Source organism: Enterobacter cloacae complex sp. IR5384 (assembly GCF_049237265.1).
Lineage (GTDB): Bacteria > Pseudomonadota > Gammaproteobacteria > Enterobacterales > Enterobacteriaceae > Enterobacter > Enterobacter cloacae.
Genome location: NZ_JBMKHJ010000007.1, coordinates 14,956 through 29,739 on the forward strand (window position 1 = coordinate 14,956; position 14,784 = coordinate 29,739).

The window sequence follows — 14,784 nt, forward strand, 5'->3', positions numbered from 1 at the left end:
TTAAGGACAAAAAAACGTGGGGTCAGACCTCCGGCGTATGTTTAAAGCCAGTCAGCATGAGCATTAACCCGTCTGGTGATGAGGCTGGTTCAAACTGATAATGATTCCCCTGGCGATCGCCACCGATATACCACGAGATCTCGGTTTTTCCTTCCGCCAGCGCCTTACGCACGGCTTTATCCACGTCGACCATCCGGTATTCACGAACATGGTTCAGATAAAGCACGGCATCGGAACGGTAATTACAGGCCGGACGCGACGACCACTTCACGGTCGCAGGATCCCAGTCATTACTGGCCGGATAAAAGAAAATCTGATCAGCCCCATTGTTTTCTACCTTCCCACCGAAAATACGGATGCGGTATTTAAACAAGGACGGATCCTGCCCGGCGGGCAGCGGTGGGATATGGAATTTTACCAGGCTCAGCGTCTCGCTGTTTTTTGTGCGTCCACCGTTCTGCCAGTTATCTTCTACCAGTAACACCTGCGGTGAAGGCTGAGTGATGTTCGGTTCAAGACTGCTGAGCCAGACATTGGCCTTCGCCATAGAATAACCATAGGGCACGGTTGAACCACAATCCATACCGCGGTTCATGCAGCGTTCGGTCATAAAGCGGGCGGCATCGTCCGTCCAGCCGTTCATGAAATCGGCATGCGCCGTGTAGAGGCTACCCCAGCGTTCTTCACGTTCAGCCCCCTGCATCACCGGATCGAGCGACAGTTGCGCCTGACGGGTGTCCAGGCGGGTAATACCATGCAGCACGTAAGCCACATTCATGTTAACCGTTGGAATTTTTACCGGGAACGCGCTCGGGCACTGGCCGTTAACGTCATACGCCGCATTGGCCAGACCGTGGTCGGGCTTCAGATTCACACCGTCCCAGCAGTTCGGAAATTGAATGCCAATATTAAACTGGACGGCATCGTTAGCTTTACGCAGCCCGCATACCTCCCCGATTTTGCTGCTATAGCCATTCCCGTTCGCGCATAAAAAGCTGATATGGGGGTTGGGCGTGCTGCCGTGATGATCCCCGGCGAGCAGCGACAGCCCGGCCGGGAACGGGTGCAAGGGATAGGCATCAACCTTCGAGGCCTGATAATAGGTTTTTTGATAGGCCGGTTTGACCACCGTTCCGTCGGGTAATCTCAGAGAAGGCGCCCAGTAGGCAGAGCCGTCGGCCTTGTTATCACAGGTCGTCTCTTCATGCTGGCGCAAGGTTTCCCGGGTTGAAAAGGCATCGGTATGGGTATTGCCAAAGAAATCGTGCCACATGGCCTGGTTGGGCATACCAAACATCATGATGGCGTCATCGCCGAGGGTGTGGGAGTAACTGCAGACCACATGCGCCTGTGGCCCGGCATGGGCCGCCTGCATGGCAATCAGTAACGCGGTGGCTAAAAGGGCGGGCGTGAATACAGTCCGTTTCATCTTCATCTCCTTCTGTGAAAGGAGATATTGGTAACAAAACGGCCTGCGTTAACCGAGGATTTCCCAGCGTATTTTTCCGCTCATCCACGCTTTACAGCATCGAGGCACAGCTCATTCCAGTACATTTCGCGCGTGCGGCGCAGTTCAGCGTGACGTTTTATCATGGAACCACTCCGGGTCAATGTTGGCCACGTCCACGCCATACAGACTGGCGACAGGCAGTATCGACTCAAGAACACGTTGCGCGCTGTTCTCCGCATTCGCGGGCCGGGTCGCAAAAAACCGCCGTAACGTGCTTATCCACTTTTTCATCGTCTGTACCCCTCTCGCTTTACCTGACTTCAGTAAAACACGCCTACATCAGGAAGGGGAAATAACAATAACGACAGTTGATATGCAGGATTTGAGTAACTCGCGAAACGCTGGTGCCTTACCCGGCCAGCGCCTTCACCACTGTCTCCATCGCCTGGGTGGTTAACTCGCTCCGTTTTACGCGCTGGTTCGCCAGCGCCGTACGCAGTACCCCGGCAATCACGATATGCTTGGGCTCCTGCCCTAAGTCACGCATCTCCAGAACGACCTTCCCTACCACCCGACACATCTCCTGGTACAGCTCTTCGTCTTTGGTCACATTGCCCATAGCGATCCACTCCGTTGCCCTAAACCGTCAGCTTAAATGATCCCTCGCCCGGATACAAAAAAGAAGCCCGGCGAGAAACTCACCGGGCTTCCTAAGCTAAATCAATTAATTAGTTATTTACCGGGATCACCGCACCTTTGTACTTGGTGCGGATCCAGTCCTGAATCTCTTTGGAGTGCAGCACATTCACCAGCGCAACGATATCTTTCTTCTTCTCGTCACCGCGATGCACGGTAATGATATTGGCATACGGGTTGTTTTCACCGCTCTCAACTGCAATCGGGTCGTGAACCGGATCCAGACCGGCGTCAATCGCGTAGTTGGCGTTGATCACGACCGCCGCGCCTTCATCGTTGTTATACATCTGCGGCAGCAGAGACGCTTCCACGTCAGGAGTAAACTGCAGCTTTTTCGGGTTCTCCACGATGTCGCTGATGCGCGCGGTCACTTTGTCGATGCCAGGCTTCAGCTTGATCACCCCTTCTTTTTCGAAGATAGAGAGAATACGCCCCTCTTCAGAAACGGCATCACGCATGATGATTTTGCCGCCTTCCGGCAGGTCTTTCAGCGACTTGTATTTTTTGGAGTAGATGCCGATGGGCTCGATGTGGATCGCGCCTGCGCTGACAAAATCATAATCCTTATCGCCTTCGTGATCTTTCAGCACGCTGTTCAGGTAAGGGATGTGCTGGAAGTAGTTCGCGTCAATGTCATGACCCGCCAGGGCAGTGTTGGGCAGAATGTAGTCCTGGAACGGTTTGATCTCCAGGTCGATACCCTGCTTCGCCAGAATCGGCTTCGCCTGCTCGAGAATTTCAGCATGTGGCGTATTGGACGCGCCCACAGTGAGGGTGTCAGCCCAGGAGGCAAAGCTCAGGGCGCTGAGGGTTGCTGCGGCGATCAGTGTCAGTGTCTTTTTCATGATGATGGTTCCTGTGTGTATTTATTAGCGTTTATCTAACAGTGAGGTAATGATGTCGCCGCAGAACTGGATAACGAAAACGATGATCAAAATGGTCACCGTTGCCACCAGCGTGACGTCACCATGGTTGCGCTGGAATCCTTCCAGATAAGCCAGATTTCCCAACCCACCGGCGCCGATCACTCCGGCCATTGCGCTGTAGCTCACCAGCGCAATCAGCGTCACCGTAATACCTGAAACCAGTGCGGGTGATGATTCCGGCAGTAAAACCCGAAACACTAAGGTGCTCAGTCGTGCCCCCATTGAGCGCGTTGCTTCTATGACCCCTTTGTCCACTTCACGCAGGGCGATCTCCACCAGACGGGCGTAGAACGGTGCGGCGCCCACAATCAGGGCAGGCAGTGCCGCGTTAGCTCCCAGGATGGTGCCAACAACGGTCTTGGTGAACGGGATCAGCAAAACAATCAGAATGATGAACGGGATAGAGCGGAACACGTTCACCACAATTGAAATGACGCTATAGACCGTGCGGTTGTGGAACAATCCGCCGCGGGCGGTTAAAAACAGCGCCAGACCCAGTACGATCCCCAGCACAAAGGTCGCCACACCGGAGAGCGCGGTCATGTACAGCGTCTCAAGCGTTGCCGCCCAGAGCTGATCCCACTTCAGATGCGGAAAGAGATTTTCAGCCATGTTTAATCACCTCGCCTTCAATATCGCTGTGCTTCAGGTCGGCGAGGATATTGTTCAGTTGTTCATCGGATGCCGCCACGTGTACCCACAGCTGGCCAAACACGCCGTGCGCCGTCTGGGTCATTTTTCCGTGCAGAATGTTAAACGGCAGGCCGTAGCGCAGCGTCAATTCACCCACAATCGGTTTATGTGTGCTGTGCCCGGTGAAGGTCAGACGGATGACCGTCCCTTCCAGATCGTTTGCCAGCTCGGTATTAAAGGTCTCTTCCTCGGCGTACTGACTCACCTGGCGGACAAACTGCTGCGTAATCGGCTGCTGCGGATGGGTAAAAACGCTCAGCACGTCGCCCTCTTCCACCACTTTACCGTTCTCCATCACCGCCACCCGGTCACAGATTTTGCGCACCACGTGCATCTCGTGGGTAATGAGGACGATGGTCAGCCTGAACCGACGATTAATGTCCAGCAGCAGATCGAGGATCTGATCGGTGGTCTGTGGGTCGAGCGCAGAGGTGGCTTCGTCACAGAGCAATACATCCGGGTTGTTCGCCAGCGCACGCGCAATGCCCACGCGCTGCTTTTGCCCGCCGCTCAGCTGCGACGGATACGCATTTTCGCGGCCTTTCAGCCCGACCAGTTCCACCAGCTCGGCCACGCGGGCCTGAATCCTGGCCTTTGGCACCCCGGCGATCTGCATCGAAAAGGCAATGTTTTCCGCTACCGTTCGCGACCACAGCAGGTTGAAGTGCTGGAACACCATGCTGATCTTCAGACGCGCCTGTCGCAGCGCTTCCCCCTTTGCGGCAGAAATGTCCTGACCGTTAATGGTCACGCTGCCGCTGCTCGGTTTTTCCAGGCCATTTAACAGGCGGATAAGCGTACTTTTCCCCGCGCCGCTGTAGCCAATAATGCCGTATATCTGCCCCTGCTCAATCGTCAGATTGACGTTATCAACGGCCGTGAGCGCCACCTTGCCGTTGTCAAAGACCTTCGAAATATTGCTGAGAACAATCATTCTTATTCGTTATCCGTCCGCCCTGGCGGTTTAGAAGTATGGATGTCCAAACGATAGTAATCAGCCGTTACTTGCTTTTAAATGAACAAAAAAGCATGTGTTATAACCAGAGGGAATAAACACTGCCTGTCGCGGGCGAGACCCGTTTAGACCAATTTCAGCAATGTTTATCTGCACGATGCATATGTCAGGGGCGACCCACGCCAAAAACGCGCATTTTTTCAACATATTCTGTTGATATAGCCATCCTCACATCCGGAGCACTTTACGTCTTGCTATCCTGACATCCAAAAACACCATTTATATTCTTTTCTGTTCTAAAAAGCAGAGATTCGTTCTTTCTTGCGAAATTTTCACCGCCCTATCATCCCGTCATGACCTCCTGAAAGGAAAAAACCATGACGATTTACCACTCCGTCACTGAACTGATTGGCCAAACACCGGTTATCCAGCTGCATAAACTGGACACCGGCCTCTGCTCGCTGTTTCTGAAACTGGAGAACCAGAACCCGGGTGGCTCTATAAAGGACCGCGTGGCGCTGTCGATGATCAATGAAGCGGAGCGCACCGGCCAGCTGCAGCCGGGCGGCACGATTATTGAGGCCACGGCGGGGAATACCGGCCTGGGTCTGGCCCTGATCGCCGCCCAGAAAGGCTATTCGCTGATCCTGGTGGTACCGGACAAAATGAGCCGCGAGAAAATCTTCCACCTTCGCGCGCTGGGTGCCCAGGTGTTACTGACGCGTTCGGACGTCAATAAAGGCCATCCCGCCTATTACCAGGATTACGCCCGGCGTCTGGCGAGTGAACTGCCCGGCGCGTTTTTCATCGATCAGTTCAACAACGAAGCCAATCCGCTGGCGCACCGTACCACCACCGCGCCGGAGCTGTTTGAACAGCTTAACGGCAGGATCGACGCCATCGTGGTGGGCGTGGGGTCAGGCGGCACGCTGGGTGGCCTGCAGGCGTGGTTCGCCGAACACTCGCCGCACACGGAGTTTGTCCTCGCAGACCCGGCAGGATCGGTTCTGGCCGACCAGGTGGAAACCGGACGCTACCGCGACGCGGGCTCCTGGCTGGTTGAGGGAATTGGCGAAGACTTTATTCCCCCACTGGCCCACATTGACGGGGTGAATCGCGCCTGGCGCATCACCGACCGCGACGCGTTCGCCACCGCGCGCGAGCTGCTGAAAACGGAAGGCATTCTGGCTGGCTCCTCCAGCGGAACCCTGCTGGCAGCCGCGCTGAAGTATTGCCAGGCACAGACCACGCCGAAACGCGTGGTGACCTTCGCCTGCGACAGCGGCAACAAATACCTCTCAAAGATGTTCAACGATGACTGGATGCGCCAGCAGGGGCTGATGTCCCGCCCGCAGGCAGGCGATCTCTCCGACTACATTGCGCTGCGCCACGACGAGGGCGCCACCGTCACCGCCGCCCCGGACGACACGCTTTCCACCGTACTGGCACGCATGCGCCTGTATGACATCTCGCAGCTGCCGGTGCTGGAGAACGGCAAGGTGGTAGGCATTATTGATGAGTGGGATCTGCTGCGCCACATTGGCGGTGACGGGGCTCGCTTTGCCCTCCCCGTCACGGCGGCCATGACGCAACAGGTGGAGATTCTTGATAAGCACGCGCCGGAAAGCGCCCTGCACGCCATCTTTGACCGCGGTCTGGTGGCGGTGATTAATGACAATGACCGTTTTCTGGGTCTGATCACCCGCAGCGACCTCCTCACCGCCTGGCGCAACCGTCTACAGCAATAAGGAAACAAGAATGAAAAATCTCGCCACGCTCAGCGTACACAGCGGCCAGGTTAACGATCAACACGGCGCGGTCATGCCGCCCATTTACGCCACCTCGACGTTTGCGCAACCGTCGCCGGGGGAGCATACCGGCTACGAATATTCCCGAAGCGGCAATCCTACCCGCCATGCGCTGGAAACCGCCATCGCCGAACTGGAAGGCGGCACGCGCGGCTATGCTTTTGCCTCCGGTCTGGCCGCCATTTCCACCGTACTGGAGCTGCTGGATAAAGACAGCCATATCGTCGCCATTGATGACGTGTATGGCGGCACCTACCGTCTGATTGAAAACGTGCGCAAGCGCAGCACCGGGCTGCGGGTCAGCTGGGTAAAGCCCGACGATCTGGCCGCGCTGGAAGCCGCCATTGGTCCCCAAACGCGCATGATCTGGGTGGAGACGCCGACTAACCCGCTGCTGAAACTGGCCGACCTGGCAGCCATCGGGGCCATTGCCCGCCGCCATAACGTGATAAGCGTGGCGGATAACACCTTCGCCTCCCCGGTCATTCACCGTCCGCTGGAGCTGGGTTTTGATATCGTAGTGCACTCCGCCACCAAATACCTGAACGGCCATTCCGACGTGGTAGCCGGGCTGGCGGTGGTGGGCGATAACCCGGCGCTGGCGGAACGGTTGGGTTATCTGCAAAACGCCATCGGCGGCGTGCTCGATCCCTTCAGCAGTTTTCTGACGCTGCGCGGAATGCGTACCCTGGCTCTGCGGATGGAAAAGCACAGCAGCAACGCGCTGGCGATTGCGCAATGGCTTGCGCAGCAGCCGCAGGTCGAAAAGGTGTTCTATCCGGGGCTGGATTCGCACCCGCACTATCAGCTCGCCCGCAGGCAAATGGCGCTGCCGGGCGGGATGATTTCCGTCGTGGTGAAAGGCGATGCGCAACGTGCGACGGAGGTGATCCGCAAGCTGAAGCTGTTCACCCTCGCAGAAAGTCTCGGCGGTGTGGAAAGCCTGGTGAGTCAGCCCTACAGCATGACCCACGCCTCAATTCCGCGCGAGCAGCGTCTGGCTAACGGCATTGTGCCGCAGCTGATCCGCCTGTCCGTGGGGATCGAAGAGGCACACGATCTGATTGCCGATCTGAGTCAGGCGCTGGAAAAATAAGCAAAAGGCGGCAGGCCCCTCGCCTGCCGCCATAAGATGTCATTATGCCTTAACGCATTGATAACAATATTATGTGAAACTGCACAGATTATTTCTGAAACACCGTTTCCATTTTCCTTTTATCTTAAAATCAGCGTATAATGCGCGCCAAATCCCTGGTGAATGGTTTCAGCGCTTGGCATACAAAAAACAACGTACAACTTCTCCTCTCCTTCGTTGGGCTGTCACTCAGGCACACTTTCTTCTGCACGCTCATTTGATGTCTCCTATCCTTAGTGCGTGTCATATACTCTTTTGCAACACAGGTTTGACTCCGCGGCGGTGCGCCCCCGGAGCGAGATTTCCATATCCTTCCCAACTTAAAGACTAAGACTGTCATGAAAAAGACGAAAATTGTTTGTACCATCGGCCCGAAAACCGAATCTGAAGAGATGCTGACCAAAATGCTGGACGCCGGCATGAACGTTATGCGTCTGAACTTCTCTCACGGTGACTACGCTGAACATGGTCAGCGTATCCAGAACTTGCGCAACGTCATGAGCAAGACCGGTAAAAAAGCCGCCATCCTGCTGGATACCAAAGGTCCTGAAATCCGCACCATCAAACTGGAAGGCGGTAACGACGTCTCCCTGAAAGCGGGCCAGACCTTTACCTTCACCACTGACAAGTCTGTGGTCGGTAACAGCGAAATCGTTGCGGTAACCTATGAAGGCTTCACCAGCGATCTGTCTGTGGGTAACACCGTGCTGGTAGACGATGGTCTGATCGGAATGGAAGTCACCGCCATCGAAGGCAACAAAGTCATCTGTAAAGTGCTGAACAACGGCGACCTGGGCGAAAACAAAGGCGTTAACCTGCCAGGCGTTTCCATCGCGCTGCCAGCACTGGCTGAAAAAGACAAGCAAGACCTGATCTTCGGCTGCGAGCAAGGCGTTGATTTCGTTGCTGCCTCCTTCATCCGTAAACGTTCCGACGTGGTTGAAATCCGTGAGCACCTGAAAGCGCACGGCGGCGAGAAGATCCAGATCATCTCCAAAATCGAAAACCAGGAAGGCCTGAACAACTTCGACGAAATCCTCGAAGCGTCTGACGGTATCATGGTTGCGCGTGGCGACCTGGGTGTTGAAATCCCGGTTGAAGAGGTGATCTTCGCGCAGAAAATGATGATCGAGAAATGTGTCCGCGCACGTAAAGTGGTTATCACTGCTACCCAGATGCTGGACTCCATGATCAAAAACCCACGTCCAACCCGCGCAGAAGCAGGCGACGTGGCGAACGCCATCCTCGACGGTACTGATGCCGTCATGCTGTCTGGCGAATCCGCGAAAGGTAAATATCCGCTGGAAGCGGTGTCCATCATGGCCACCATCTGCGAACGTACTGACCGCGTGATGACCAGCCGTCTGGACTTCAACAACGACAGCCGCAAACTGCGCATCACTGAAGCGGTCTGCCGCGGTGCAGTAGAAACGGCTGAGAAGCTGGAAGCGCCACTGATCGTGGTTGCAACGCAGGGCGGTAAATCTGCGCGTGCCGTACGTAAATACTTCCCGGATGCTACCATCCTGGCGCTGACCACCAATGAAACCACTGCGCGTCAGCTGGTGCTGAGCAAAGGTGTTGTTGCGCACCTGGTGAAAGAGATCGCCTCTACTGACGATTTCTATATTCAGGGTAAAGAACTGGCGCTGGAAAGCGGCCTGGCACAGAAAGGCGACGTGGTGGTAATGGTATCGGGTGCACTGGTACCGAGTGGTACAACCAATACCGCATCTGTTCACGTGCTGTAATAATGTTCAAACGAATTAGTTTTTGATAAAAAGCGTCCTTCGGGGCGCTTTTTTTATTCGTGGTATTAGCCAACTCTATTCAAAATAGCAAATCGGGTTTTTCTATTTAATCGCGATTTATGTAAGACGAATCCGATGAAAAATGCCTTTTTTAACATAGCTTTTTCGACAAAAATGCCGAATTCGTTGCTTCTTTGAGCGAACGATCAAAAATAGGCGTATTCCCATCAAAAAAATATTCTCAACCCAAAAAAGTTTGTGTAATACTTGTAACGCTACATGGAGATTAACTCAATCTAGAGGGTATTAATAATGAATCGTACTAAACTGGTACTGGGCGCGGTAATCCTGGGTTCTACTCTGCTGGCAGGTTGCTCCAGCAACGCTAAAATCGATCAGCTGTCTTCTGACGTTCAGACTCTGAACGCTAAAGTTGACCAGCTGAGCAACGACGTGAACGCAATGCGTTCCGACGTTCAGGCTGCTAAAGACGACGCAGCTCGCGCTAACCAGCGTCTGGACAACCAGGCTACTAAATACCGTAAGTAATAGTACCTGTTAATAAAATGGCGCACATTGTGCGCCATTTTTTTTGCCTGCGTCAAACATCCTACTGCGTCACCTTCTCGCCATCCTCTTCCGTTACCGCAGCAGAGACACGGCTGTTCTGTACGGACTGCACGTTGTTGCTTGCCGACGGCCCGTTAGCCGCCGATACGGCGACCGGGATCCCCGCCCGGCGCGACAAGGCTTTATCAATAAGCGCTTTGTCACTTCCTGCCTGAGAAACAAACGAGGCAAAGTTAGCGGAATGGGTAATAGGTGTAATCTGCGGGTTTTCTCCCTCCACCTGCGCCAGCGGACGATGTACTTCAATATAGCGTTTGCCATCCGGCTCGACGGAGAACTTCACCGGCTCATTAATAATCTGCACCCGCGTGCCGACCCGCACCTGTTCGAACAGGGCTTTAATGTCCGGAGCGTTCATGCGCATACAGCCTGAACTCACCCGCAGGCCAACGCTGTCCGGCGCACTGGTACCGTGGATGAGATATTCCCCATTGCCCACGCCTAAACGCAGTGCAAAGCGTCCCAGCGGGTTATTTGGCCCGGCGGGTACGACCGGCGGCAATTTAATGCCCTGTTCCAGAGAGCGCGCTCTGATGCCCGGCGTCGGGGTCCAGGTTGGATTAGGGATCTTCTGACTCACGCGGGTCGTCGTGACCGGCGTCTCCAGCCCCAGCTGTCCAATCCCCAGCGGGAAGACCTGAACAATATTTCCCCCCGGCGGATAGTAGTAAAGCCGTAACTCGGCCAGGTTCACCACAATACCTTCGCGTGGCGTGTCCGGAAGCAGCATCTGGGATGGAATGGTAATCACCGTTCCCGGCGCAGGGTTTACCGGCGCAATGGTATTATTGGTTTCAAGGATGAGCTGTGCCGCAGTATTAAACCGACGTGCGATGGTCTGAAGTTTGGTGTCCCCTTCCTGTATTGTGTAGGTTTGATTTTGCCCAATCAGACGGCTGCCTGCGGGCGGTAACGGATAATCCATCGCACTGGCCGAATTAAGAGCGCCGAGCGAACCAAGGAGTAAGAGTGTTATTAGAGACGCGCGCTTCATGCTGAGATTCCTTATTCACTGACAGAACGCCAGAAAGCTGAAAAACCAGCGAGGCGGGAACCACCTCGCGAAACAGAATGAATGCTGTCCTGTAAGTCTAGCTAATGATTGCAGCTTTGGCGCGGATGGCGCGAATCATCGCTTCCAGCCCCTGGGAGCGGGACGGGGTGAGGTGTTGGGTCAGGGCCATTTTTTCAAACCACGGGCGCACATCAAAGGCGACAATATCCTGCGCGGACATCTGGTGGTAGAGAATAAAGACCACGGCGATAAGCCCTTTCACAATCGCGGCATCGCTGTCGCCGTGCAATTCAATCGTACCGTCGCCCTTTTGCTCCATCACAATCCACACCTGGCTCTGGCAGCCCAGAATAATATTATCCGGGTTATGCGCCGCTTCACTGAGCGGCGGCAAACGCTGCCCCAGCTCAATAATATAGAGATACTTTTCTTCCCAGTTTGCGCAACGTCCGAAGTTACGCAGTAATTTATCTTTGTCCGGCAACTCTGCCATTGTTCGCTTCTCCGTTAGCCCAGCAACTGGTGAATGCGTTTTAGCCCCGCCACCAGCCTGTCGACCTCTTCCGATGTGTTGTACATCACCAGCGACGCGCGGCACATTGCCGGGACCTGATAAAATGCCATCAGCGGCATGGCACAGTGGTGCCCGGTACGCACGGCCACGCCATAGTTATCGAGGAAACTGCCCACATCATAGGCATGGTGTTTTCCCAGATTGAACGCAATCACGCCCTGCCGGTTGGCCGGGCCATACAGGGTCAACTCGGGCACGCTGGCAAGCTCCTGCAGCGCGTAGTGCATCAGCATCTGCTCATACTCCTGGATGGCGTCAAGGCCAATGGAGGAGACATAAGAGAGAGCAGCCCCGAGCCCGATAATCCCGCCGGTATTGGGCGTACCAGCCTCAAAACGCCACGGCGCGCGCGCGTAGGTGGTCCCTTCCGACAGGCTGACGGTGGCGATCATCGAGCCGCCCCCTTCCCACGGCGGCATGGCCTGCAAAATATCGTCTTTCACATACAACACGCCGATCCCGGTTGGGCCATAAAGCTTATGCCCGGAGAAGACGTAAAAATCGCAGTCCAGCGCCTGCACATCCACCGCGTGGTGCATTACCGCCTGAGCGCCATCAATCAGGACCTTCGCGCCCGCCCGGTGGGCTTTTTCGACGATCTCTGCCACCGGGTTTTCGGTGCCCAGCACGTTAGAGACCTGGGTTATCGCCACCAGCCGCGTGCGGTCGTCCAGCAGGGCATCAAGGTGCTCAAGCTGAAGCGTGCCGTCCTGATTCAACGGGATCACCCGTAGCGCAGCACCCACACGCTCACAGAGCATCTGCCACGGCACGATATTGGCGTGGTGTTCCATCTCGGTGATGATGATGTTATCGCCCGCGTGGACCTGCGCACTGCCCCAGCTGTTGGCGACAAGGTTGATCCCTTCCGTCGTGCCGCGCACAAACACCAGCTCTTCCGGCGATCGCGCATTCAGAAAAGCGGCCACCTGGGTGCGAACGTTCTCCATACGCTGGGTCGCCTCTGCGCTCAGCGTATGAATACCGCGATGCACGGCGGCGTAACCGTGTCGGTAGAATTCGGCTTCTGCATCCACCACCTGATTCGGTTTTTGCGCGCTGGCAGCGCTGTCGAGATAGGCCAGCGGCAGTCCATTCACTTCACGGGTCAGAACCGGGAAATCGGCCCGTACTTTCTCTACGGGAAAACTCATGCTGCGCCTCCAGGCAGACGCTGACCAATACGGGCCAGCACCTGCTGTTTTAACAGGCCATCGTCCAGCGCCTCCGTCAGCTCTGCGGCAAAGGCGTAGATAATCATTTTCTGCGCCGCCTGCTGGTCAATACCGCGCGAACGCAGATAGAACATCTGTTCATCGTCAATGCGCCCGACCGTGGCGCCGTGGCTGCATTTGACGTCGTCGGCATAGATCTCCAGCTGCGGCTTGGTGTCCACTTCTGCCAGGCGCCCCAGCAGCAGGTTGTTGTTGGTCATCTGCCCGTCGGTCTTAATGGCGTGTTGCGCCACATTGATCAGACCGTTAAACACCGCGCGGCCTTTGTCGCTGACAATGGTTTTGTGCAGCTGGCGGCTGTTGCAGTAGCCTTTGTTGTGCTCAAGCCAGGTCCGCGTATCACACACTTCCGATTTGACCGGCATCGCCAGGCTGTTGATGCGCAGGGTGGCGTTCTCGCCGTTAAGCTGCGTACTGGTATTGTGACGCAGTACCGCGCCCCCCAGCAGGAAGCTGTGGCTGTATGCCGCTGCATCTTGTCCAAGCAGGATATCGTTATGCGCAAAGTGGTGACTCTGCGGGTTCTCGAATGCCAGCTTGATATGGTGCAGCTGAGCGTTGGCGGCGACATTCATCGTCAGGCGCGCCCCGGTAAAGTGGCGGGTATCGTTGAGGCTGACGTAATGTTCAATGATCGTGGCTTCCGCCCCCTCCGCCAGCTCCAGATGGTGGCGATAGTGCGCAGTATTGATTTCATCGCCGTCCAGGCCCTGGGTGATGTGCATCAGCAGCAGCGGTTTCGCCGGGCGCTGGTTTCGCTTCACGTGAATCTGCGTCACACTCTGCGCCAGGCTCTCGGTAAGGTGCAGAAAGACCTCCGGCTGCACGGGTGCCGTCAGGCTCTGGCGCTCATCATTAATGGTGATCGTATAACCGCTCTCGTCGGTGCTGTCGCTCAGATCAGGACGGAACTGGCCGTCGACAAACACCAGGCGCAGGGCATCCACATTCAGCGCCAGTGCATCGCGCTGCGTCGGTGTGATATCCGCCCGTTGCGAGACAAATTCAGCGTTCAGCAGGCCCTCAAGCGGCGTGTACTTCCAGTTCTCATGTTTACGCGTGGGTAAACCGAGGCGCAGCATCTGTTGCAGGTGATGTTGTGCCTGCTCAGAACGCCTTCCGCCCTGCGCTTCAAACAGGCGGTGCCACTGCTGGAGCGCATTACTGCTGTTCGGTAAGCCAGCCATAACCCTGCTCCTCCAGTTGTTTGACCAGCGTGAAATCACCGGATTTCACAATGCGCCCCTGGTAAAGCACGTGGACGTAATCCGGTTTGATGTAGTCAAGAATACGCTGATAGTGGGTAACGATAATGAATGACCGTTTGCCGTCGCGCAGAGAATTCACCCCGTCGGCGACAATCTTGAGGGCATCGATATCCAGACCGGAATCGGTCTCATCCAGAATGCACAGTTCAGGTTCAAGCACCGCCATCTGCAGAATGTCGTTGCGCTTCTTCTCGCCGCCGGAGAAACCGACGTTCACCGAGCGGGTCAGCAAATCTTCCGGCATTTTCAGCAGCTTGATCTTCTCTTCCATCAGGTCCTGAAAATCAAAACGATCCAGCGCCTCCAGGCCACGGTATTTACGTACCGCGTTGAGCGCCGTTTGCAGGAAGAACTGATTACTGACGCCCGGAATTTCGACCGGATACTGGAAAGCCATAAAGATGCCCTCCCCCGCGCGCTCTTCCGGCGACATCTCCAGCAAATCTTTGCCGTTAAACTCCACCGAGCCGTTGGTCACTTCGTAATCTTCGCGTCCCGCCAGCGTCGCTGAAAGCGTACTTTTCCCGGAGCCATTCGGCCCCATAATGGCGTGGACTTCACCCGGCTTGACGTCAAAATTGAGGCCACGCAGGATGGCTTTGTCTTCCACGCTAACCTGTAAATCTTTAATACTTAACATGTGCTTTC

16 protein-coding genes are annotated in these 14,784 nt (G+C 55.5%); 5 read left to right on the forward strand and 11 right to left on the reverse strand.

Going from position 1 to position 14,784, the window contains the following annotated elements; genetic code table 11:
* Positions 1-22: 22 nt before the first annotated feature.
* The 6 genes from ACOTX3_RS08285 to ACOTX3_RS08310 form a co-directional block, all read right to left on the reverse strand.
* Entirely contained in the window at positions 23-1,429 is a 1,407-nt protein-coding gene (locus ACOTX3_RS08285; protein ID WP_045295861.1) for a DUF1996 domain-containing protein, read from the reverse strand.
* A 144-nt stretch (positions 1,430-1,573) separates the two neighbouring features.
* Positions 1,574-1,741, reverse strand: coding sequence for a hypothetical protein (locus tag ACOTX3_RS08290; protein WP_013096943.1), 168 nt, complete (start codon positions 1,739-1,741; stop codon positions 1,574-1,576).
* 118 nt (positions 1,742-1,859) lie between these two features.
* Positions 1,860-2,069 (reverse strand): fumarate hydratase FumD, encoded by a 210-nt coding sequence (gene fumD, locus ACOTX3_RS08295; protein WP_013096944.1) that lies wholly within the window; start codon positions 2,067-2,069, stop codon positions 1,860-1,862.
* 109 nt (positions 2,070-2,178) lie between these two features.
* On the reverse strand, positions 2,179-2,991 hold the full coding sequence (locus ACOTX3_RS08300) for a MetQ/NlpA family ABC transporter substrate-binding protein (protein ID WP_047352554.1): 813 nt from the start codon (positions 2,989-2,991) through the stop codon (positions 2,179-2,181).
* 24 nt (positions 2,992-3,015) lie between these two features.
* Complete coding sequence (locus tag ACOTX3_RS08305; protein WP_013096946.1) at positions 3,016-3,684, reverse strand: methionine ABC transporter permease; 669 nt, start codon at positions 3,682-3,684, stop codon at positions 3,016-3,018.
* Positions 3,677-4,699 (reverse strand): methionine ABC transporter ATP-binding protein, encoded by a 1,023-nt coding sequence (locus ACOTX3_RS08310; protein WP_058679098.1) that lies wholly within the window; start codon positions 4,697-4,699, stop codon positions 3,677-3,679. The genes ACOTX3_RS08305 and ACOTX3_RS08310 overlap by 8 nt, the downstream gene beginning before the upstream one ends.
* A 398-nt stretch (positions 4,700-5,097) precedes the next feature.
* Here ACOTX3_RS08310 and ACOTX3_RS08315 point away from each other — a divergent pair, with 398 nt between their 5' ends.
* The 5 genes from ACOTX3_RS08315 (at position 5,098) to lpp (ending at position 9,963) form a co-directional block, all read left to right on the forward strand.
* Positions 5,098-6,468 (forward strand): pyridoxal-phosphate dependent enzyme, encoded by a 1,371-nt coding sequence (locus ACOTX3_RS08315; RefSeq protein WP_058679099.1) that lies wholly within the window; start codon positions 5,098-5,100, stop codon positions 6,466-6,468.
* A gap of 10 nt (positions 6,469-6,478) precedes the next feature.
* A complete protein-coding gene (locus tag ACOTX3_RS08320) occupies positions 6,479-7,624 on the forward strand; it encodes a trans-sulfuration enzyme family protein (RefSeq protein WP_058679100.1) in 1,146 nt (381 codons plus the stop codon).
* A gap of 73 nt (positions 7,625-7,697) precedes the next feature.
* Positions 7,698-7,994, forward strand: coding sequence for a hypothetical protein (locus ACOTX3_RS08325; protein WP_421631604.1), 297 nt, complete (start codon positions 7,698-7,700; stop codon positions 7,992-7,994).
* Between the two features lie 7 nt (positions 7,995-8,001).
* Positions 8,002-9,414 carry a pyruvate kinase PykF gene (pykF, locus tag ACOTX3_RS08330; RefSeq protein WP_013096950.1) on the forward strand — a complete coding sequence of 471 codons (1,413 nt, stop codon included), beginning with the start codon at positions 8,002-8,004 and terminating at the stop codon, positions 9,412-9,414.
* 312 nt (positions 9,415-9,726) lie between these two features.
* Positions 9,727-9,963, forward strand: a complete 237-nt coding sequence (gene lpp / locus ACOTX3_RS08335; protein ID WP_001082307.1) for a murein lipoprotein Lpp — start codon at positions 9,727-9,729, stop codon at positions 9,961-9,963.
* Positions 9,964-10,024: 61 nt separating this feature from the next.
* Here lpp and ldtE read toward each other — a convergent pair whose 3' ends face one another.
* The 5 genes from ldtE to sufC all read right to left on the reverse strand — a co-directional run bounded on the left by ldtE (position 10,025) and on the right by sufC (position 14,776).
* Complete coding sequence (gene ldtE, locus ACOTX3_RS08340; protein ID WP_058679101.1) at positions 10,025-11,038, reverse strand: L,D-transpeptidase LdtE; 1,014 nt, start codon at positions 11,036-11,038, stop codon at positions 10,025-10,027.
* 97 nt (positions 11,039-11,135) lie between these two features.
* A complete protein-coding gene (gene sufE / locus ACOTX3_RS08345; protein ID WP_058679102.1) occupies positions 11,136-11,552 on the reverse strand; it encodes a cysteine desulfuration protein SufE in 417 nt (138 codons plus the stop codon).
* A gap of 14 nt (positions 11,553-11,566) precedes the next feature.
* Entirely contained in the window at positions 11,567-12,787 is a 1,221-nt protein-coding gene (gene sufS / locus ACOTX3_RS08350) for a cysteine desulfurase SufS (protein ID WP_058679103.1), read from the reverse strand.
* A complete protein-coding gene (gene sufD / locus ACOTX3_RS08355; protein WP_058679104.1) occupies positions 12,784-14,055 on the reverse strand; it encodes a Fe-S cluster assembly protein SufD in 1,272 nt (423 codons plus the stop codon). The genes sufS and sufD overlap by 4 nt, the downstream gene beginning before the upstream one ends.
* Positions 14,030-14,776: a Fe-S cluster assembly ATPase SufC gene (gene sufC / locus ACOTX3_RS08360; protein ID WP_013096955.1), complete on the reverse strand. Its 747-nt coding sequence runs from the start codon at positions 14,774-14,776 to the stop codon at positions 14,030-14,032. Before sufC ends, sufD begins: the two co-directional genes overlap by 26 nt.
* Positions 14,777-14,784: the final 8 nt, after the last annotated feature.